The sequence below is a fragment of the Amycolatopsis sp. GM8 genome (assembly GCF_021653975.1).
In the GTDB taxonomy this organism is placed as follows: Bacteria; Actinomycetota; Actinomycetes; order Mycobacteriales; family Pseudonocardiaceae; genus Amycolatopsis_E.
The window spans coordinates 504,041-524,108 of record NZ_JAJKFK010000006.1; the positions used below are offsets into that span (position 1 = coordinate 504,041).

The following is a 20,068-nucleotide window of genomic DNA, read 5'->3' on the forward strand; positions in this document are numbered from 1 at the left end:
ACCTGATGACCGTGGTTGGCGTCGCCGGTGCCGGCGTGATGGGGACGGGCGTGGCCCGCAACCTGGCGCAGACCGGACACCGCGTCGTGCTCGTGGACACCGAGCAGACGGCACTGGACCGGGCGCTGGAAACGATCGAACGGGAGTGCCGCCTGAGCGGGCTCATGGGCGGGCCCAAAGTGGACGCCGCGACCGTCCTCGCGGCGATCGAGCCGTCGGTGTCGGCCGAACCGCTGGCCGGGGCCGGGATCGTCATCGAGAACATCACCGAGAACTGGGACCGCAAGCGCGCGCTGTACGCGGAGCTCGACCGCATCTGTCCACAAGAGACGGTCTTCGTCGTCAACACCTCCGCCATCCCGATCACCACCGTGGCCGGCGCGACGAGCCGGCCGGAGCGGGTGATCGGGGTGCACTTCATGAACCCGGTCCCGATGAAGACCGCCGTCGAGCTGATCCCCGGCGTGCACACCTCGCCGGAAACCATCCTCCGCACCCGGAAACTGTTGCAGGACATGGGAAAGAAGCCCCTAGAGGTCAAGGACTCGTGCGGGTTCGTGTCCAACCGGGTACTCATGCTCACCGTGAACGAGGCGGCGTTCCTCGTACACGAAGGCGTCGCGACGGCGGAGACCGTCGACGACGTGTTCCGCAGCTGCTTCGGGCATCCCATGGGGCCGCTCGAAACGGCCGACCTCATCGGCGTCGACACGATCCTCTACAGCGTCGAGGTGCTCTACGAGCACTACGCCGACAGCAAGTACCGCCCTTGCCCGCTGCTGCGGCAGATGACCGACGCCGGCCTGCACGGGCGCAAGAGCGGGCGGGGCTTCTACACCTACGAACAGCCGATCACCAGTACCGCGGGCGAGCACGTGACGAGCGGCGCCGCGTCCGCGTGAAGCGGGCGCCGTCCGCTTCCGAGGAAAGGAGACTGTCATGTCCGACACGACGGCGGGGAAGATCCGTGATTTCATCACCGGTCGTTTCCCCACGGTCCGGTTCACCGACGAGGAGGACATCTTCTCGCTCGGGTTCGTCAACTCCCTCTTCGCGATGGAGCTGGTGATGCACATCGAGAAGACGTTCGGGGCGACCATCCCGAACGACGAGTTGCAGATCGACAACTTCCGTTCGGTCACCTCGATGACCGGGCTGGTCGGCCGCCTGAGCCCGGCCGGGGTCTCGTGACACTCGCGCAGGCGCGCACCGGTCAGGTCGCCGACCGGGACAGCGCGCGCCGGTTCGTCGACGAGTACGTGCTGCCGCGGGCGACGGAGTTCGACCGGGCGGGCCGCGTCCCCGAGGACGTGCTCGCGGAGCTGTCCCGCGCCGGGTTGTGGGCGCCGTTCCTGCCGGCCGGACTCGGTGGGTCCGATGTGGACATGCTGACGCTCGGCCGGATCCACGAGGAGATCGGCCGCGGTTGTTCCTCGGTGCGCAGCCTGCTCACCGTGCACACGATGGTGACGTGGGCGGTCCGGCGCTGGGGCACCGAAACCCAGCGCGCGTACTGGCTGCCCCGGTTCGCGAGCGGCGCGGCGCTCGGGGCGTTCTGCCTCACCGAGCCCGGTGCGGGCAGCGACACCGCGCGCATCACCACGACGGCGCGGCGCGCCGGTGACGGCTGGACGCTCGACGGTGTGAAGAAGTGGATCACCTGCGGTCAGCGGGCCGACGTGTTCCTGGTGTTCGCCAAGACCGGGCAGGGCATCGCGGCGTTCCTGGTGCCCTCGGACGCCTCCGGGGTCGAGGTGCGGCCGATCACCGACGTCCTCGGCACCCGGGCGAGCATGCTCGCCGAGGTCGTGCTGACCGGGGTGGAAACGGGGCCGGACGCGCTCGTCGGCCCGGACGGGTTCGCCTCGGGCATGGTAATGAGCGGGACGCTGGACCTCGGCCGGTTCAGCGTGGCCGCCGGGTCCGTCGGCATCGTCAGGGCGTGCCTGGACGCGTGCGTGGGCTACACCTCGCAGCGGTCCGTCGAAGGCCGGCCGCTGCGCGATTTCCAGCTGATCAAGGCCAAGATCACCAACATGGTGACCGATCTGCAGGCCGGGCGGCTGCTCTACGAGCGGGCGGGGCGGCTGAAGGACGAGGGCGATGCCGCGACGATCATGGCGACCTGGGTCGCCAAGTACTTCGCGTCCACCGCGGCCGCGCGCCATGCCGGCGAAGCGGTGCAGATCCACGGTGCCAACGGTTTCGGCCCGGGCCATCCGGTCGAGCGGTTGTTCCGCGACTCCAAGGTGATGGAGATCATCGAGGGCAGCTCCGAGGTCCAGCAGGTCACCATCGCCACCCAGGCATACGGGGAAGGTGTGGCATGACAGGAATCTTCGCCCCCGGTGGCGCCGCCACCGGCAGCCGGCCCAAGCGCGGGCAGATCAAATGTGTGGTGTGGGATCTGGACAACACGTTGTGGGACGGCACGCTCCTTGAAGATGGGAACGTCCGGCTGCGCGACGACGTGGTCGCCGAGATCCGGCGGCTGGACCGGCTCGGCGTCCTGCATTCGGTCGCCAGCAAGAACGACGAGGACGCCGCGCTGGCGAAGTTGCGGGAGTTCGGCGTCGAAGAGCTGTTCCTGCACCCGCAGATCAGCTGGAACGCCAAGTCCGACTCGTTGCGGCGGGTGGCCGAGGCGATCAACATCGGCATTGACGCGCTCGCGTTCGTCGACGACCAGGAGTTCGAGCGGGCCGAGGTCGCCGCCGTGCTCCCGGAGGTCACCTGCGTCGACGCGGCCGATCTGCCGGAAGCGTTGCGCGAGGCGCGGTTCCAGCCCCGCTTCGTGACCGACGAGTCGGCCCGGCGGCGGGACATGTACCGCAGCCAGATCGTCCGGGACGAACGCGAACGCGATTTCGTGGGTACCAGCGAAGATTTCCTGGCGACCCTGGACATGACGCTCGTGATCGCGCCCGCGGCCGAGGCCGATCTGCAGCGGGCGGAAGAGCTGACGGTCCGTACGAACCAGCTCAACTCGACCGGTGTCACCTACTCCTACGAGGAACTGGACGCGCTGCGCGGGTCGCCGGATCACTTGCTGCTGGTCGCGTCACTGACGGACAAGTTCGGCAGCTACGGGAAAATCGGCGTCTGCCTCGTCGAAAAGGGTGACCAGCACTGGTACCTGAGGCTGCTGCTGATGTCGTGCCGGGTGATGTCGCGCGGGGTCGGCACGATCCTGCTCGGCCACGTGATGAATCTGGCCGCACAGGCCGGTAAACCGCTGCGGGCGGACTTCGTCGAGACCGGGCGCAACCGGATGATGCAGATCACCTACGCGTTCGCCGGTTTCACCGAGGTCGGCCGGGACGGGGCGAACGTGGTGCTTCAGTCCACAGTGGAGCATGTTCAAGAGCCGCCGTCGTACGTCCGGGTCATCCTCGAGCCCACCGGCGAGGTGTGACGGTGGCGCCCGCGGCGGGCCGGTGGCTGCCTTTCGGGACCCGTCCGGACGCGCGCCTGCGACTGTTCTGCTTGCCGCACGCCGGTGCGGGCGCCTCGACCTACCGGAAGTGGGCCGAGGGACTGCCGGAGTGGCTGGACGTGTGCCCGGTCCAGCCACCGGGCCGCGAGACGCGGGTGCTCGAGCGGCCGTTCGACCGGGCCGGCCGGCTGGCCGCCGCACTGGCGGAGCAGCTGGAGGGCGAGCTGGGCATGCCCTACGCGATCTTTGGGCACAGCGTCGGCGCGCTGGTCGCCTTCGAGCTGGCGCACCGGCTGCCGGAGACGGCCTGCCCGCCCCCGGTGCACCTGTTCGTGTCGGGGCGGCGGGCTCCGCAGCTGCCCGACCGGCATGCACCGCTGCGTGATCTGTCGCTCGACGAACTGGCGGATCGCCTGCGGGAACTCGGCGGCACCAGCGAGGAGGTGCTGCGCGACCGTCGCCTGCTGGAGTTCATCACACCGTTGCTGCGCGCGGACTTCGCGGTGAACGAAACCTACGACTACGTCGCCCGGCCGCCGTTGGCCGTCCCGATCACCGTGTTCGGGGCGACCCGCGATCCGAGGGCCGATCGCGCCGGTCTCGCGGCCTGGCAGGTCCAGACCAATTGTGAGTTCCATCTCGATCTGCTCGACGGCGGCCATTTCGCGGTACTCGAACAGGCGCCACTCGTGCACGAGCGAGTCGTCGCGACCTTGCGCGACGCACTGAGGACAGCTGGAGAAGGTGACGTTGTGACGGCGACCGGAAAAACCAACGCCGGCGAGTTCGACCGCTATTCGAAGATCCTGCGCAGGCACCTGCCGTACGCGGGCGACGCACCGCTACCGGAAACCGGCGTGCTGGCCGAGCTCGGCCTGGACTCGCTCGGCACGGTGCGGCTGCTGGCCGACCTGGAGGGCGAGTTCGACGTCGAGCTCCCCGACGACGCCCTGACCGAGGAGACCTTCAAGACCGTCGGCTCGCTGTGGCGGGCACTGCGCTCGGGTCCACCGGCCCCGGCGGGCACCTGAGCCGCCGGACCCGAGAGAACGAGGAGCAAAGCATGGGGAAGAACTTCGTCGACCACCTCAGGGAGAAACTGCTCGAATTCGGTGACACCCGGACGTACACGTTCCTGCGGGAGGCCCACGACGACGGCCGCACGTTCCGCGTGCTGGACGAACGTGCCCGCGAGATAGCGGAGATGGTGTCCCGCCGGACGGCTCCGGGCGACCGGGCGCTGTTGCTGTACCCCAGCGGGCCGGAGTTCCTGGAGGCTTTCCTGGGCTGCCTTTACGCCGGGGTACTCGCGGTGCCCGCGCCGGTCGCCCAGTACCGGCACAGCCTGGACCGGCTGACCGGGATCCTCACCGACGCCGGGGTGGAACTGATTCTCACCACCGCCGAGGACCGCGCCGCTGTCCTGGCGCAGATCGCGGAACACGTCCCGGCCGATCGTCCGATCGACTGCGCGGCCACGGACTCGGCGGGCATCGGCGACGCCGCGGCGTGGCGGCAGCCGGAGATCGCCGCGGACTCGGTCGCGTACCTGCAGTACACCTCGGGCTCCACCAGCGAGCCGAAAGGCGTCATGGTCACGCACGCGAACCTGCTGCACAACTGTGCGGTGATCGCGGAGATCTGGCAGCTGGACGCCGGGGCGACGATGGCGGGGTGGGTGCCGCACTTCCACGACATGGGTATGGTCGGGATGCTGCTCGCCCCGCTCTACGCCGGCGCGAACTGCGTGCACTGCGCGCCGCTGAGCTTCGTCAAGCGGCCCGTTCGCTGGCTGGAGATGCTCAGCAGGTTCCGCGCCACGGCCACGGCCGCCCCCGACTTCGCCTACGAGTTGTGCGTCCGGCAGGTGACCGCCGAGCAGGTGTCCACTTTGGATCTGTCGTCGCTGCGGGTCGTGGTCGACGGCGCGGAACCGGTCCGCCCTGCCACGCTCGACACGTTCGCGGAGAAGTTCGCGCCCGCGGGGTTCCGGCGTGAGATCGCGGCGGCGGGTTACGGACTCGCCGAGGCGACGCTCGTGGTGGCCTCCGCCGCACCGGAGGACGGTGCCAGCGTCCGGCACGTCCAGCTGGACGCGTTGTCCCGCAACGAGGTCCGGCTCGCCCCGGCAAACGATGGCTGGCCGCTGGTCGGGCACGGCGGGGCCCGGGGCTGTGAGATCCGGATCGTCGATCCGGCGACCACGGCCGAGGTCGGAGAGGGCCGGGTGGGCGAGATCTGGGTCGGCGGCCCGAGTGTGGCCGGCGGCTACTGGAACCAGCCGGAGGTGAGCGAGGAAACCTTCCGGGCACACACGTCCTCGGGCGCCGGGCCCTTCCTGCGCACCGGTGACCTGGGCTTCCTGCTGGAGGGCGAACTGTTCGTCACCGGACGGCACAAGGACCTCATCGTCATGCAGGGGCGCAACATCTACCCGCAGGACGTGGAACAGGCCGTCCGCCAGGTCGACTCCGCGGTGCTGTCCCGGCAGGGCGCGGCGTTCTCGGTGCGCTCCGACCGTGAGCATCTGGTGCTGGTCCAGGAAATCCGGGCCCGGCAGGTCGGCGCGGGTGGCCTGGCGGACCTCGCGGAACGGATCCAGCAGGCGGTCGTGCGCCGGTTCGACGTGTCGTTCCCGAGCATCCTGCTGGTCGACCGGCCCGTGCCGCGGACCACCAGCGGCAAGGTGCAACGGCGGGCCACCCGCGAACGGTTCCTGGCGGGCGAACTGTCCACAGTGCACGCCGTGCTCCACCCGGCCGTCGAGTCGGCGCTGCGCGAACCCGGCGGGGTGCTCCGGTGACCGCGCGTGTGCCCGTCCCAGCAGGAGGCCGGCGTGCTGGCGGCATCTGAACTGGTCTACTCCTACGGCCCGGTGCGGGCTTTGCGCGGGTTCAGCCTGCACGTCGCGGCGGGCGAGATCGTCGGACTGGTGGGGCACAACGGCGCCGGCAAGTCGACGTTCGCCGGCATCGTGTCCGGCTTGCTGCGCCCGGAATCCGGCGAGGTGCTGATCGCCGGCCGCGAGCCCGGCCAGGCCCGTGACGTGCTCGGCGTCGCTCCGCAACACCTGGCGTTGTACCCGACGGTGACGGTGGCCGAAACGCTGTCCTTGTTCGGCGGCCTCGCCGGACTGCGCCGGCGTGCGTTGCGGGAGGCCATCGACGAGGTGGTCGCGGACCTGCGGTTGTCCGATTTCCTCACCAGGCGGACGGGCACGCTGTCGGGCGGCCAGCAACGCCGGGCGCAGGCCGCGGCCGCGATGCTGCACCGGCCCTCGCTCCTGCTGCTCGACGAGCCGACGGCCGGGGTGGACCCCGAGACGCGGGAGGCACTCCTGGCGGCGGTCCGGGCGCGAGCGGCCCAGGGTGCGGCAGTGGTCTATACCACGCATTACCTGCCCGAGCTGACCGAGCTCGGCGCCACCGTCGCGGTCGCCCGCGAGGGCACGGTGATCGCTCGCGGCAGCGCGAACGAGTTGCTGCGTGACCTGCCGGGAGAGGTGTGCGTCGTGCTGGACGACGAGGAGATCCGGGTGTCGACACACGATCCGGCCACGACACTCGCGTCCCTGCTGAGCGGCGTGGATCGGCCGGTGCGCGCGGTGGAGTTGCGGCAGCCGTCGCTGGACGACCTGTACCGGGAGGTGGCCCATGTCGGCTGACCCCGCGTACCGGGTCGCGGTCCTGTTGCGGCACAACCTGTTGCTGCGGCTGCGGGACCCCGGGCACCTGATCAGCTACCTGGTCATGCCGATGGTGCTGATGCTGGCGTTCCAACCCGTGTTCGGCGCCGCGAACACCGGCGGCCCGGCGCAGGTCGTGGTCGGCATGACGGTGATGTTCTCCGTGCTGTCGCTGACCGTGGTCGGCAACTCGCTGGTCACCGAACGGGTCTGGCGGACCTGGGACCGCCTGCGCGCGACACCCGTGTCAGTCGTCGAGTTGTTGCTGGGCAAGACAATGCCGGTGTTCGCGCTGCTCGTCCTGCAGCAGGCGCTGCTGCTGGTGTTCGGCACGTCCGTGGTGGGCATGACGGTCGACGGCCCGGTCGTCCTGCTCGGTTTCGCCGTGGTCGTCTGGTCGCTCACCCTCCTCGCGGTCGGGTCGGCGCTGGCGATGGTCGTGCGCAGCACCGCCGAGCTGAACGCGATCTCCGACGTCGGCGCGCTCCTGCTCAGCGCGCTCGGCGGGGCGCTCGCCCCGGTGTCGCTGTTGCCGGGCTGGGTGCAGGCGATCGCGCCTATCTCACCCGGTTACTGGGCCGTGACGATGCTCAAGGATGCGGTCGCCGGCGAGGCCGGCGGCGTGCTGCGGGCCTCGGTCGTGCTGGCCTGCATCGCCATCGCGGCGGGCGTGTTCGCCTGCGTCCGCGCCAGTCGCGGGCTGAGCCTCATGCGTGGCTAGGTCCTTTACCCGGAAGAAACGGAGGTAAACGTGGACGGCCAGGAGACCACCGAACTGGGCTGGGGCCAGCGGTACCTGTGGCTGCGCCACAGCACGATGCCGCCGGACTCGCGCCGCGAGTACAACATCGAACTGCGGTACGAGCCGCCCGCGGGCACGACGTGCGAGCGCGTCGCCGCCGCGGTCGACATGCTCGTCGCGCGGCACGAGACGCTGCGCACCACGTTCCATCTGGGTTCCGGCGACGGGCCGCTGCGCGTCGTGCACCCGCCCCGGCCGCTGCCGGTCGAGCATCACGACACGTCCACCGGCCCGCCCGCGCCGGCGATCGCCGCGCTGACCGGGGCGGAGTTCGACCTGACGCGCGAGTGGCCGATCCGGGCCATCGTGGTCAGCACCCGATCGGTGCCGGTACTGCTGCTGATGGTCGTGCACCACATCGCGCTGGACGACTGGTCGATCAAGATGCTGCACCAGGAGCTGGAAGCCCTGCTCCGTAAGGACACCGTGGCGCTTCCCGAGCTCCGCCACCGGCCCGCGGACATGGTGCGGTACGAGAATTCTTCGCCGGGGAAGGAAACGCACAGCCGGGCACTGTCCCATTGGGATCGTGAGCTGTCCCTTGTGGACCGCCCGATGTTCCGGTCCCGCCGGGAACCCGGCGCCGGTGAGCCGGAGGCCTTCGGTGCCTCGCTGTCCTCACCCGCCGTGGTCGCGGCCGTGCGGACACTGGCGGCGCGGTATCGAGTGTGGCCCAACGTGGTCTATACCGCCGCGTTCTCCGCGCTGCTGTCGGGCTTCGCCGGGACGAACGGCGCGTATTTCCGCACCTATGCCGCGAACCGGGACACCCCTGAGCAGGCCGAGACCATGGCCTGCCTCGCGCAGCCGGTGCTGGTGAACGTCCGGCACGACAGGGACGCGCCGTTCGCGGACATCGTGGCCGGCACCGCGGCGGGCATGACCGCCGCCGGTGAGAACGGGTACTTCGCCTACGACGAGGCGCTGGAACTCGTCGCCCGGCACAGCCGGACGCAGGGAATTCCGCTCGACAGCGGGATTTTCTACAACTACCTCAGCCGTGCCCCGGCGGACTGCGGCGTGCGCCGGACCACGCTGAACTGGAACGCGCCTCGGCGGGACTGGGCCCGGCAGGGCGACGACATCTACTTCCGCGTCTACGAGTACCGCGACGCAACGGTTCTGGTCCTGAGCGCGCGAACGGTCGTCATGTCCGCCCAAGACGTGGAACGGTTCCTGCGCGCCTGCGAGTCGCTCGTCGTCGATCAGGCCGACAGCGACGCCGAACTGCGTGTTCCGGAAGTGGCCGAGCGAGCCGGGCTCCGGGTGTTGCCGAGCCCCGACGTCGCCCGGCAGACGACATCGTGCCTCAACGACCATCCCGGGGTCGACGTCGCAGCCGTTTTCCCGGCCGGGACCGCGGACGAGTTCGAGGCCTATCTCGTCGCCGCCGATCCGTCGCTGACCCCGGCACGGCTGCGGACCTGGCTGCTCGGCCGGATGTACGACGACCCGGGTGTGCGCTGCCCGCGGCGGTTCACTCTGTGCGCGGGCCCGCCGGACGATCCCGCCGTCGAGTGGTCGTGGCAGTCGCAGGCGGTCCTCGACAGCGGCACCGGCGAGGAGGCGTCCGGGCTCACCGCCGTCACCGACCCCGAACGCGCACTGGCCGCGGCCGTGTGCGCCACCAACCCGGTGGACAGCGTGAATCTCGCCAGTGACTACACCGGCGCGGGTGGCCGGGTGCTCAACATCCCGCTCCTGCGCGAAGAACTGCACGCCGCCGGGTGGACCGGCGCCGATTTCACCGATCTCGTGAGCGCCCGCCCCCTGCTGGACATCGCCGCCCGGCTGAACACCGCACTCGGAACAGGATCCCCGCCCGGTCAGGAGAGCTCCCCATGCCCGTCATCACCAAGCCCCACGAGTTCCTCGAGTCCGACGTCTACATCGACCTGAACGACCTGCTGGGGCGCGGCCTCTACCTCAAATGCGACGGTTTCAACTTCGGCGGTTCGGTGAAGCTGCGCACGGCGGCGAGCATGGTGGCGGCCGCCGGACGGGACGGCCTGATCGGCGCGGACTCCATCCTGGTGGAGTCGTCCTCCGGCAACCTCGGCATCGCGCTGAGCGTGGTCGCCGCGAGCATCGGGCGGCGCTTCACCTGCGTCATCGACCCCCGCTGCAACCGCCAGACCGCCGACCTCATGCGGGCGCTCGGCGCGGAGGTGGTGACCGTGACCGAGCCGAGCGCGGAAGGCGGATTCCTGCGTGCCCGCCAGGATCACGTCCGGCGGCTGTGCGAGGAGGACGGCCGGTACCTGTGGCTGAACCAGTACCTCAACCACGCCAACTGGTCCGCGCACTACGAGACCACCGCGCCGGAGATCGCCAAACAGTTCCCGCACCTGGACGTGCTCTTCGTCGGAGTCGGCACCGGGGGCACGGTCATGGGCTGCTCGCGCTACTTCCGCGACAACGGCGCCGACACCCGGATCGTGGCGGTGGACGCCGTCGGCTCGGTGACGTTCGGCCTGCCGGCCGGGCCCCGGCTGATCCCGGGGCTGGGTGCGGGCGTCCGGCCCCCGATGGTCGACACAAGCCTGATCGACGACGTGGTGCACGTCGCCGAGATCGACACCATCCGGGCGTGCCGCCGCCTTTCGGCGCAAGGCTTCCTGCTCGGCGGATCCAGCGGCACGGTGCTGAGCGGCGCGCTGTCCTGGCTCGACCGCAACGACCCCGGCCGGGAGCTCTCGGCGGTCGCCATCGCGCCCGATCTCGGCGAACGCTACGTGGACACGATCTACAACGACTCGTGGGTGGCCGAGCACTTCGGTGCGCAACACCTGCGCTCCATCGCCTGAGGAGGGTGTTTCTGATGAGTCCCGGTATCCCGTCCTTCGCCGTCGTCTCCGGACGTTCCGTGCAGCGCGCGCTGCACGGCCGCGAGCCCGCGGTGATCGACCTGATCGAGTCGGCCTACCGGCTGCACGGCGCGGGCAGCACGGTCAACCCGCCGTCCTACTTCCTGCGTTTCCCGGACCAGCCGAACTCGCGGATCATCGCGCTGCCCGCCTCGGTGGCGGGCAATGTGGACACGGCGGGTCTGAAGTGGATCGCGAGCTTCCCCGACAACGTCGCGAACGGGCTGCCGCGCGCGTCCGCGGTGCTGCTGCTGAACGACCGCCGCACCGGATATCCGTACGCCTGCTTGGAAAGCTCGGTCATCAGCGCGAGCCGGACAGCGGCGTCGGCGGCGCTGGCCGCGCTCCGCCTGGGGGCGGGGCGCGCCGAGCGCGGGCGGGTCGGCTTCATCGGCACCGGCCTGATTTCCCGCTATATCCACACTTACCTCGACGCGGCGGGCTGGCCGTTCACCCGCATCGGCGTGCACGACCTCGCGGCGGGGCGGACGCGTGGGTTCACTGAGTACCTCCGCGGCCGCACAGACATTCCGGTGAAAGCCTTCGGCAGCGCGGAGGAGCTGATCCGGGAGTCGGACGTGGTCGTGTTCGCGACGACCGCCGGGAAACCCCACGTGTCCGATCCCGGCTGGTTCTCCCACCACCCGCTGGTGCTGCACATTTCGCTGCGGGACGTCTCCGAGGAGATCGTGCTGGACTCGGTGAACGTCGTCGACGACGTCGAGCACTGCCTGAAGGCCAACACGTCGGTCCACCTGACTGAACAACGCGTCGGCCACCGGGACTTCGTGCACGCCACCCTCCACGACGTGCTCACCGGCGGGTACGAGGTCCCAGCGGACAGGACGGTGCTGTTCTCGCCGTTCGGGCTCGGCGTGCTCGACCTGGCGCTCGGCGCGTTCGTGTACCGGGAATGCCTGCGGGCGGGGGAACTCGTCGCGATCGACGGGTTCTTCAGCGAGCTGGAAACCCACGGCAGCACCGAACCCGCGACGGTGGGCTGATCGTGGACGACGCACGAAGCCTGGTCCCGCCGCTGCGGCCGTTGCCGATCAGCACCGCCGAAGCGCGGGCGGCCGCCCGCCTTCGGCTGCACCGCGAGCACGAGATCGACGTGTCGATCACCGTCAGCGGCACCGTCGGCAGGTTCGCCCGGGAAGCGCCCGATCGCCTCGCGATCACCGGCCCGGGCCGGTCGATCACCTACGCCGAATTGGCGGAGCGGGTGGCCGCGACACGCGAGTTCCTGGACGGGCACGGTTGCGGCCAAGGTGCCGTGGTCGCGGTCAGCGGCCCGCGCAGCGCCGAGTCGATCATCATCCTGCTCGCCCTGGAAAGCGCCGGGGCCGTGTACCTCCCGGTCGACCGGGCCTGGCCGCGGGCGCGACTGACCACCGTCCTGCGTCGTGCCGGAGTGACCCACCTTCTGCACCACCACCCGGCCGATGCGGCGGGCACCCTCACCGTCGCCGCCGCGGAGACCGGCATCCCGGTACTGGTCCAGTCCACCTCGAGCCCGGCGGGTCCGTCGCGCGAGCGCTGCGAGGACAGCGGGGAGCCGCGCTACGTCTTCTACACCTCGGGCACCACCGGGACGCCGAAGGGTGCGCTCATCGAGCACCGGGGGATGATCAACCACCTCTGGGCGAAGATCATCGATATCGGCCTCGGCCCGGACGACGTCGTCGCGTTCACCGCACCGCTCACCTTCGACATCGCCATCTGGCAGATGCTCACGCCGTTGCTGCTCGGCGGGTGCGTCGCCGTGCTCGGGGAGCAGGACACGTCGTTCCCCAGGGTGCTCGTGAACCGGCTGCGCGAGCTGGAAGTGTCCACTTTGGAACTGGTCCCGACGATGCTCGCGTGGCTCGCGGACGGGCCCGCCGCGTCGGGCGGATTGCCGCGGCTGCGCCATATCCTGTCCACGGGGGAGGAGCTGAGCCGTCAGTTGGCAGCCCGGCTGCTGGACGCGGTGCCCGGGGTGCGCGTGCTCAACGCCTACGGTTTCACGGAAACGTCCGACGACGTCACACACCACGTCGTGGGCGACGCCGACCTCGCCGGTGGGCGCCTGCCGGTCGGGTCCGTGGTCATCAACACCTCGCTCTACGTCCTCGTCGACGAAGCCGGGCACTGGCGCGCCGCGCGGCCCGGCGAGCCGGGGGAGTTGTTCGTGGGCGGGCTCGCGCCCGGATGTGGCTACCTGAACGACGAACCCGCGACCGGGAAATCCTTTTTCCTCGACGTGCTCGACCCGGACTCGCCGACCGGCCGGCTGTATCGCAGCGGGGACGGCGTCGTGGCGGAGGGGAGCGTGCTGCGGTACCTGGGACGGCTGGACCGCCAGGTCAAGGTCGCCGGGGTCCGGATGGAACTGGGGGAGATCGAGGCGGAGCTGCGGCGGCACCCGGCGGTTGCCGACTGCGCCGTGATCGCGACCGGCGATTCCGACTCCGATCGCCGGGAGGTCGCCGCGTACTACGTGCCCGCCGGGTCGGAGATCGCGGTCGACCAGCTCCGCGACTTCTTGGCCGGCGCCCTTCCCCCGGCGATGGTGCCGCGCCGGTGGCACGCGCTCACCACCTTGCCGGTCAGTGCCAATGGCAAGACCGATTACCGGGCGCTGGCCGGCGATTGACGCGGGGTCCACCGCGTGATCGGGCGCATCACGAGTGCGCCCGGTCATCGGGTGGCCGGGCGCACCACGAACTGCGTCCGGCCACCCACCTCCTATCCGGTTGTGCTGTAGGTGATTGAAAGCGCTTTCAGCGCCGCCTTGACGGCGGTCTGCACCGCCTCGTGATCCGCGGCATCGCCGACGATCGTCCCGACGAAGCCGCCGGTCCCGGACCGCCAGTCCACCGGCGAGCCCACCGGCAGCGACGGTTCGTACCGCCGGACGCCGGGGATCGCGGCCAGGTTGTCTTCCCCCGCGATCGCCGAGATCCGGCGGGCTTCCTGGGGCGGGTGGACGAAGTAGCGGTAGGAGACCTGGGTCGGGACCGCCGGCAGGTCCGGCAGCGGCAGGCCCAGCTCGGCGCGGAGGGCGGCCGCGACGATGTCATAGCCCGCGGCCCGGCGCAGCATCCCGGCCACCCAGCCGCCGAGGCGGGCGTTCACCTCGAGTACGCGCGGACCCGACTCGGTCAGTTTCAGTTCGACGTGGGTGATCCCCGTGGTGATGCCCAGTGCGCGAATGGCCGCCGTCGCGAGCTCCCCCGCCTGATCGGTGAGTTCCGGTCCGGCCGGGCTGGGGACGAACAGTGAGGTCTCGCGAAACGGTGGCGTGACGGGAAAACGGCCGGTGGTGCAGACGTGCCGGATGGTTTCCCCATCCACAATGGATTCGACGGAGAGGTAGTCACCCCATTCGGGACCGAGCCGGGTGGGGTCGCCTTCGAGGAGTTCCTCAGCCATGAAACCCAGGGGACCGGTCCGTCCGATGGCCATTGTGGACGCCCAGTGTTCCGCCTCGGCGAGCGAGTCCGCGCGCACGGTGTCGATGCTTCCCATGCCCTGGCGGGGTTTGAGCACGGCGGGCAGCCCGGTTTCCCGGAGCGCGGCAGGCACGTCGGCGACGCTGTCGATCGGCGCCGCGCGGACCACGTCCACCCCGGTCTCGGCGAGCGCGCGGCGCTGCAGGATCTTGTCCCGGCAGGTTCGCGCCGCCGCCACCGACAGGTACCGCAGGCCGGCCGCTTCGGCGACCTCCGCGGTCGCGAGCACCTGCCGCTCGCTGAACGTGGTGATGTGCTTGACACCGTGCTCGTGCAGGACGCGTGCGGCGTCCTCAGTGGACAGGCCGGTGATGTCGCATTCCGCGCCCCGCAGCTGGCTCCGGGCGAGTTCGCTGTTGGGGATGAAGACCGGTTCGCAGATCCGGCGGCAGGCTGCCATGATCTCGACGGTGGAAGCGGAACCCACGTCGTACACGAAACCGAACCTGGGCAGATCGCGCCGTGCTGGCATCTCGATCCTTTCCTGAGCAATGGATATCCGGCGACGGAACATGGTCCAGGAGAATGATGTTCGTTCCGCGGTTCTTTGTCGATACAATCGCGCGAGCGGGATCGAATTGCCGGGGTTTTTTGTCCCGCCGGCGGGACACTGTGAGCAGGAGGAATGCGAAATGGCCGAGGAATTCGTGTCCGCGTCCGACGGGTGTCGATTGTGGACTTCGAAGGCCGGGTCCGGTGCGCCGGTCGTGTTCTTGCACGGCGGGCCGGGATGGTGGGACATTTTCGCCGACCTGGCCGACGCGCTCGCGCCGGTGGCGGTCGTGTGCCGGTGGGACCAGCGCGGGTGTGGCCGTTCCGAGCGACGGGGCCCGTACACGCTCGACCGCACACTGGCCGATCTGGATGAGCTTCGCGCGCATTTCGGTTTCTCGGAGATGGCGCTGGTCGGCCATTCCTGGGGGGCGGATCTAGCCTTGCGTTACGCGATGGCCTTTCCGGCGCGGGTCACGCATCTCGTGCTGATGTGCACCGCAGGGCCCGGTTCCGCCCGCTATCGTCGCCGGCTGCGGGGAGTACTGGCGCCACATCAGGAGCGAATCTCGGAACTGGTGCGTTCCGCGCCTTCGGCGGAACGAAACCGTGCATTATTGCGCCTGCGGATCTCGTTCGGCTTCGCCAACCAGCGGACGGCGTTGCACATGGCCGACCAATTGACGCAACCTTACTCGTACAACGACGATTACGAGGCGGCCCTCACCGCGGATACTGAGGCAATATCGGAACACGCCCTGGCTGAGGCCTACCGTGCGCTGGACATCCCGACCCTCCTCCTGCACGGCGCCGAGGACCTCCACCCCCCAGAGGTAACCGACGGCCTCCTGGCAGCCCTACCCAAAGCCCACCGAACAGTGATCGACGGCGCTGCGCACTACCCATGGCTGGAACAACCCGAACCAACAGCCACCACCCTGCGAGAATTCCTCTGCGGAATCTGATGATCGCGAGCGCGCGGAGCCATGCGGTTCGTGTCGTTCCTGATGACGGTGCTCGTAGGCAGGGCCTTCCTGTTCGGATGGAGGTGGACGACCATTTCATCGCGTCCCCGCCGCGCTGCGCAGCCGGCGCCGTGGTCTGGTCGGATGCGGACTCCGCGGCGATCACGGTGCGGAGGATGCATCCCGCGTTCCTGGTATACGCGTAGGAACGCGTCACACCGACACCGCGCCCGCAGGCCTAACTCACGAAGCGAACCGCCGGTGATCTGGGCTTACCGGTCCTATGTTGAGGGTGTTTTCTGATGGGAAACCGGGTCGGCGAAGCGATCGGCTGACAATTCCGACACGTTGAGTGGGGGGACTTCGTTTGCAACGAGCGCGGCAACGGTCTCGCCCGCTGCGAAGCCGTGCATGAATCCGTGACCGCTGAAGCCGGTGGCATAGAAGAAGCCGTCATGGCCGCCGATGAGAGCACGTCGGTCGGGTGTTACTTCGTAACATCCGACCCAGCCCTTGGCAATGCCGACGTCCACAAGGCGAGGCCAACGGCGTTCGAGTCGTTCGCCGAGCGGTTCGAGCAACGCCCAGGTCACGGTGGTGTCGGTGCGACCGGCTTCGGCCGGGTCGGAGATCCCGAGCAGCACGCCGGTGCCTTCGCGGCGAAAGTAGAGGTCCAGCGCGGGGTCGAGGATGTTGGGGAGAGCGGTCAGGTCGAAGTTGTCGATGGGTTCTGTCAGGAACTGGTGTTGCCGGTATGCGCTCACCGGGAGGTTTATTCCGAATCCTCGTCCGATCTCCGGTGAACCATGGCCCGCGCAGCTGACGACTGCTTGTGCCTGAATGGTTTCGCCCCCGGCGAGCTGGACATCGAAGCCGTGATCGGCATTGCCTGTGACCTGTTCGGCGGGACTGCGCTGCCGTAGTGTCGCGCCGGCTTTGCGGGCTGCGGTGAGGATGTCGTTGGTGACATCGGCGGGTGAGCCGAATCCGTCGTCGGGGGTGTAGATCGCGAGTAGGACGTCATCGGAGTTGATTCCCGGTGCCAGTTCGTCCAGCTTCTGCCGGTCGAGCTCAATCGCATTGATTCCGATCTCGTTCTGCATTGGTCGACGACGCGCAAGTTCTTCGGCTGTCTCCTCGTCGGCCGCGAGGGTCAGGTAGCCACAGCGCTGGTAGCCGAGGTCCAGATCGTGTTCGCGCTCGAAGGAACGCCAGAGTTCGCGCGAGCGCAGGGTCATCTGCATCTCGAGTGCGGTCGCAAACTGAGTGCGCACACCTCCGGAGGCAAGACCGGTCGCGCCTGAGGCGACGGTGTCTGCCTCGCAGATCGTGACCCGGAATCCTCGACGGCTCAGGAAGTACGCGGTCGCGCACCCCACGATCCCAGCTCCGATGACTACGACGTCCACGGGTTCTTCGGAGGCCAACCTCAATCCCTTCGCCGCGCACTACGGTGTCCAATACAGCGTCTACTATAGTGGAAGTGGGTGCCGCTGGCCAGCGGGTTCGGCGAAGGTGTCAAGATGTCCGGTCTGCTGCTGGGAGAACGTAGGGCGCCAACTCCAGCGCGAGGTGAAGGGTGAGTCGACCGGCGCCGGCATCGAGGTCGACGCTTGTTGCGTGCTCGATTGCTTTGAGGCGGTGGTACACCGTGTGACGGTGCAGATGCAGCCGAGTTGCCGTTCGTGCGACGCTGGCTGCCTCTTCGAGGTAGATGCGAGCTGTTTCGACCAGCGGCTCCGGCCCTGTGGACAGGAACCCGGCGACGGCCGGCGGGATCAGTGTTCGTGCAAGGTCGGTGTCCCTGGCAATCCCGAGGAGTGCCAACGGGCCCAGCTCGTCCCACACCGTTACGTGTGATCCGCTGTGGCGGGCGACGCGCAGTGCGACCAGTGCGCCCGACCGTGCTTTGTCGAGGTCGTCAAGGCTCGGAACGACCGGACCAATTCCTACGAACGTCGCCTGGTCGAGTTCCGGCATACGCCGCGAAAGCCCCAGTGCGCTGAGGACCTCCGGCAGCGGCATCGAGCGCAACGGTTGACCGCCATAGCGCACGATCGCTGCACAGAGTCCCCCTGACTCGCGTGCCCAGAGCATTCCGCTGCGGCTGGGGCGGCTCGAGAGCTGAGTGACCAAATCGGGACGGTCGATCAACGCGACGACCACTGGTTCGTCCAGGCGAAGTCCGGAGGCTCCGGCGAGCTCGTCTGCGGCGGGCCTCGCCGACCGCGGGCCACCCTCGACGACGTCTCTGTAAAGCGCGTCTCGGTGTGCTTGTCGCCGCTCCGCCAAGCTCAGCAACGCACCTGCCGCCTCGGCAAATGGCGCGGCCTCCGGCCATTTGCTTTCGTGGATCGTGCCGTCGGCATCAAGGAGCCAGAAGAAGCCGAGCAGGCGGCCGAGGTGGCGCACTGGAATGCAGACCCGGGAAACGATTCCGCGCGGATCGTCGGCCGGGGTTCGCAGAGGACTCTCGGCGTCGCCGATGCCGTGGGAGTAGAACCAGTCCCGCACGTCCTGAGTCGAGCCGCGTTCAAGAATTGACCGCTGGCGCACCACGTCTACATCGCGCTGGTCCGAGAATCCGAGAAGGCGGAAACCGGGGTCTTCGAGAATGCACGGTCCACCCATGACCGCAGCCAGGTCCTCGACAAGGTCGTCCAAGGCGCCCATTGGACAAGTGTCTCACAAATCGAACGTCGCAATCGGCTCAATGTCCATCGTGGACGGCCGTGCTCAGCTCGTACGTTTGCGACGTGCTCACGCAAAAGGTCGTCGACCGGTTCGTCGCAGATAAGTCACCTCGGAAGCCAGACGACTGACGACGTCAACTGGCAGCAGATCATTCGGTGGCGCCCTGGACTTCGGGCACGACCGACAAGGCCGGCGCGCCCGCCAACCTATTGCGCTGGCTCAGGCCGCGGTCTCTCAAAGAGAGGTCGTCCCGTCGACCGACCACCGCTACCCCCACCTGGCTTGACAACTGACGTCGACCGCTTCGACTGATGAGGACTGACCGATGACTCTCACACCAGCGCCCTCGGCGATCGGGACCGGCGCGGCGGCCAATCCGCTGCATGACGCACGCACCCAGTTGGCCGATGCCGTTGCGCTGCTCGGCTACAGCGACGGGATGTACTCCATGTTGGCTACTCCGCGGCGGGAATTGACGGTGTCGGTTCCGCTCCGGCGCGACGACGGCTTGGTCGAACTGCTGATCGGACACCGGGTTCAGCACAACATGTCTCGTGGTCCCACGAAGGGCGGTCTGCGCTTCAGCCCTGACGTCACGCTCGACGAGGTCCGGGCGCTCGCAATGTGGATGTCGTGGAAGTGCGCACTCGTGGACATCCCCTATGGCGGGGCAAAGGGCGGAGTGCGCTTCGATCCGCGGTCGTACTCCCGCGGCGAGATCCAGCGTGTCACTCGTCGCTATACCAGCGAGATCATGCCGATTCTTGGGCCGGCGACCGATATCCCGGCGCCTGACATCGGCACGGATGACCAGGTGATGGCCTGGATGATGGACACTTACTCGGTCAACAGCGGCCACACGGCGCTCGGCGTGGTCACGGGTAAGCCGCTGGCGCTGGGCGGGTCGAAAGGCCGTGCGATCGCCACGTCCGCAGGCGTCGTCCACGTTGCGCTGGCCGCGCTCGACCACCTCGATCTGAAACGCGAGCGGACGACCGCCGCGGTTCAGGGGTTCGGGAAGGTGGGTCGTGACGCCGCCGTATTGCTGAGCCGCGCTGGTGTCCGGGTGGTGGCCGTGAGCGATCGGGATGGAGCGGTTCACAACTCGGCCGGCCTCGACATCGAGGCACTCGCTCGCCATGCCGAAGCTTCCGGCGCCGTGGCCGGGTTTGCCGGTGCAGATGACTACGAGCACCGCGACGACTTGTTGTTCGAAGAAGTCGACCTGCTTGTGCCCGCGGCGGTCGAGGGGGTGCTCAACAAGGAGAACGCCCACCGGGTTCGGGCGCGGCTCGTGGTCGAGGGCGCGAATGGCCCCACGACGCCGGAGGCCGACGAGCTCCTCGAGAACACCGGCTGTCTGGTCGTTCCTGACATCTTGGCCAACGCCGGAGGCGTAGTGGTCTCCTACTTCGAGTGGGTGCAGGCCAATCAGGCCTATTGGTGGAGCGAGCGCGAAGTCGAAGCCCGGCTGCGCGAGCGTATGCAGTCCGCCTGGGAGCAGGTCGTCGAGACCGCGCGAACACGTCGCATCTCGATGCGTCGCGCTGCGACTCTGATGGCGGTCGAGGCCGTCGCGTCGGCTCACGTCGCGCGTGGACTGTACCCGTGACAAGCACTCTGTGGACCG

At 68.9% G+C, this 20,068-nt stretch carries 17 protein-coding genes; 14 read left to right on the forward strand and 3 right to left on the reverse strand.

The window, feature by feature from the left end; translation table 11 throughout:
- Window positions 1-5 precede the first annotated feature (5 nt).
- From LOZ83_RS28610 to LOZ83_RS28665, 12 genes are read left to right on the forward strand one after another with little or no spacing between them, the layout of a single operon-like run.
- Entirely contained in the window at window positions 6-902 is an 897-nt protein-coding gene (locus tag LOZ83_RS28610) for a 3-hydroxyacyl-CoA dehydrogenase family protein (RefSeq protein ID WP_236794809.1), read from the forward strand.
- Between the two features lie 37 nt (window positions 903-939).
- Entirely contained in the window at window positions 940-1,191 is a 252-nt protein-coding gene (locus LOZ83_RS28615) for an acyl carrier protein (RefSeq protein ID WP_236794810.1), read from the forward strand.
- Window positions 1,188-2,330, forward strand: a complete 1,143-nt coding sequence (locus tag LOZ83_RS40575; RefSeq protein ID WP_236794811.1) for an acyl-CoA dehydrogenase family protein — start codon at window positions 1,188-1,190, stop codon at window positions 2,328-2,330. The genes LOZ83_RS28615 and LOZ83_RS40575 overlap by 4 nt, the downstream gene beginning before the upstream one ends.
- Entirely contained in the window at window positions 2,327-3,415 is a 1,089-nt protein-coding gene (locus LOZ83_RS28625) for an HAD family hydrolase (RefSeq protein WP_236794812.1), read from the forward strand. Before LOZ83_RS40575 ends, LOZ83_RS28625 begins: the two co-directional genes overlap by 4 nt.
- 2 nt (window positions 3,416-3,417) lie before the next feature.
- Window positions 3,418-4,467: a thioesterase domain-containing protein gene (locus tag LOZ83_RS28630; RefSeq protein WP_236794813.1), complete on the forward strand. Its 1,050-nt coding sequence runs from the start codon at window positions 3,418-3,420 to the stop codon at window positions 4,465-4,467.
- A gap of 32 nt (window positions 4,468-4,499) precedes the next feature.
- Complete coding sequence (locus tag LOZ83_RS28635) at window positions 4,500-6,239, forward strand: fatty acyl-AMP ligase (RefSeq protein WP_236794814.1); 1,740 nt, start codon at window positions 4,500-4,502, stop codon at window positions 6,237-6,239.
- 33 nt (window positions 6,240-6,272) lie between these two features.
- Complete coding sequence (locus LOZ83_RS28640) at window positions 6,273-7,100, forward strand: ABC transporter ATP-binding protein (RefSeq protein ID WP_236794815.1); 828 nt, start codon at window positions 6,273-6,275, stop codon at window positions 7,098-7,100.
- Window positions 7,090-7,842, forward strand: a complete 753-nt coding sequence (locus LOZ83_RS28645; RefSeq protein WP_236794816.1) for an ABC transporter permease — start codon at window positions 7,090-7,092, stop codon at window positions 7,840-7,842. The genes LOZ83_RS28640 and LOZ83_RS28645 overlap by 11 nt, the downstream gene beginning before the upstream one ends.
- Before the next feature lie 30 nt (window positions 7,843-7,872).
- Window positions 7,873-9,822 carry a condensation domain-containing protein gene (locus LOZ83_RS28650; RefSeq protein ID WP_236794817.1) on the forward strand — a complete coding sequence of 650 codons (1,950 nt, stop codon included), beginning with the start codon at window positions 7,873-7,875 and terminating at the stop codon, window positions 9,820-9,822.
- Entirely contained in the window at window positions 9,765-10,730 is a 966-nt protein-coding gene (sbnA, locus tag LOZ83_RS28655) for a 2,3-diaminopropionate biosynthesis protein SbnA (RefSeq protein ID WP_236794818.1), read from the forward strand. The genes LOZ83_RS28650 and sbnA overlap by 58 nt, the downstream gene beginning before the upstream one ends.
- A 14-nt stretch (window positions 10,731-10,744) precedes the next feature.
- Window positions 10,745-11,794: a 2,3-diaminopropionate biosynthesis protein SbnB gene (sbnB, locus tag LOZ83_RS28660; protein ID WP_236794819.1), complete on the forward strand. Its 1,050-nt coding sequence runs from the start codon at window positions 10,745-10,747 to the stop codon at window positions 11,792-11,794.
- 2 nt (window positions 11,795-11,796) lie between these two features.
- Window positions 11,797-13,428 (forward strand): amino acid adenylation domain-containing protein, encoded by a 1,632-nt coding sequence (locus LOZ83_RS28665; RefSeq protein WP_236794820.1) that lies wholly within the window; start codon window positions 11,797-11,799, stop codon window positions 13,426-13,428.
- Window positions 13,429-13,520: 92 nt separating this feature from the next.
- Here LOZ83_RS28665 and LOZ83_RS28670 read toward each other — a convergent pair whose 3' ends face one another.
- Window positions 13,521-14,759: an ATP-grasp domain-containing protein gene (locus LOZ83_RS28670; protein ID WP_236794821.1), complete on the reverse strand. Its 1,239-nt coding sequence runs from the start codon at window positions 14,757-14,759 to the stop codon at window positions 13,521-13,523.
- Window positions 14,760-14,919: 160 nt separating this feature from the next.
- Between LOZ83_RS28670 and LOZ83_RS28675 the strand changes: the two genes are divergently transcribed.
- Window positions 14,920-15,744, forward strand: coding sequence for an alpha/beta fold hydrolase (locus tag LOZ83_RS28675; protein ID WP_236794822.1), 825 nt, complete (start codon window positions 14,920-14,922; stop codon window positions 15,742-15,744).
- 281 nt (window positions 15,745-16,025) lie between these two features.
- On the opposite strand, the gene LOZ83_RS28680 is transcribed toward LOZ83_RS28675, so the two are convergent.
- Both LOZ83_RS28680 and LOZ83_RS28685 read right to left on the reverse strand, forming a co-directional pair.
- Window positions 16,026-17,171: an FAD-binding oxidoreductase gene (locus LOZ83_RS28680; protein ID WP_236794823.1), complete on the reverse strand. Its 1,146-nt coding sequence runs from the start codon at window positions 17,169-17,171 to the stop codon at window positions 16,026-16,028.
- 91 nt (window positions 17,172-17,262) lie between these two features.
- Entirely contained in the window at window positions 17,263-18,417 is a 1,155-nt protein-coding gene (locus LOZ83_RS28685) for a CdaR family transcriptional regulator (RefSeq protein WP_236794824.1), read from the reverse strand.
- A 346-nt stretch (window positions 18,418-18,763) separates the two neighbouring features.
- Between LOZ83_RS28685 and LOZ83_RS28690 the strand changes: the two genes are divergently transcribed.
- Window positions 18,764-20,050 carry a Glu/Leu/Phe/Val dehydrogenase gene (locus LOZ83_RS28690; protein ID WP_236794825.1) on the forward strand — a complete coding sequence of 429 codons (1,287 nt, stop codon included), beginning with the start codon at window positions 18,764-18,766 and terminating at the stop codon, window positions 20,048-20,050.
- The last annotated feature ends 18 nt before the right edge of the window (window positions 20,051-20,068 follow it).

What these genes read in the sequence shown, in the direction of transcription:
- LOZ83_RS28615 (WP_236794810.1), top strand. Translation starts at nt 940, where the DNA reads ATGTCCGACACGACGGCGGGGAAGATCCGTGATTTCATCACCGGTCGT.
- LOZ83_RS28670 (WP_236794821.1), bottom strand. Translation starts at nt 14,759, where the DNA reads ATGCCAGCACGGCGCGATCTGCCCAGGTTCGGTTTCGTGTACGACGTG.
- LOZ83_RS28635 (WP_236794814.1), top strand. Translation starts at nt 4,500, where the DNA reads ATGGGGAAGAACTTCGTCGACCACCTCAGGGAGAAACTGCTCGAATTC.
- LOZ83_RS28645 (WP_236794816.1), top strand. Translation starts at nt 7,090, where the DNA reads ATGTCGGCTGACCCCGCGTACCGGGTCGCGGTCCTGTTGCGGCACAAC.
- LOZ83_RS28675 (WP_236794822.1), top strand. Translation starts at nt 14,920, where the DNA reads ATGGCCGAGGAATTCGTGTCCGCGTCCGACGGGTGTCGATTGTGGACT.
- sbnA (WP_236794818.1), top strand. Translation starts at nt 9,765, where the DNA reads ATGCCCGTCATCACCAAGCCCCACGAGTTCCTCGAGTCCGACGTCTAC.
- sbnB (WP_236794819.1), top strand. Translation starts at nt 10,745, where the DNA reads ATGAGTCCCGGTATCCCGTCCTTCGCCGTCGTCTCCGGACGTTCCGTG.
- LOZ83_RS28625 (WP_236794812.1), top strand. Translation starts at nt 2,327, where the DNA reads ATGACAGGAATCTTCGCCCCCGGTGGCGCCGCCACCGGCAGCCGGCCC.
- LOZ83_RS28610 (WP_236794809.1), top strand. Translation starts at nt 6, where the DNA reads ATGACCGTGGTTGGCGTCGCCGGTGCCGGCGTGATGGGGACGGGCGTG.
- LOZ83_RS28685 (WP_236794824.1), bottom strand. Translation starts at nt 18,417, where the DNA reads ATGGGCGCCTTGGACGACCTTGTCGAGGACCTGGCTGCGGTCATGGGT.
- LOZ83_RS28690 (WP_236794825.1), top strand. Translation starts at nt 18,764, where the DNA reads ATGACTCTCACACCAGCGCCCTCGGCGATCGGGACCGGCGCGGCGGCC.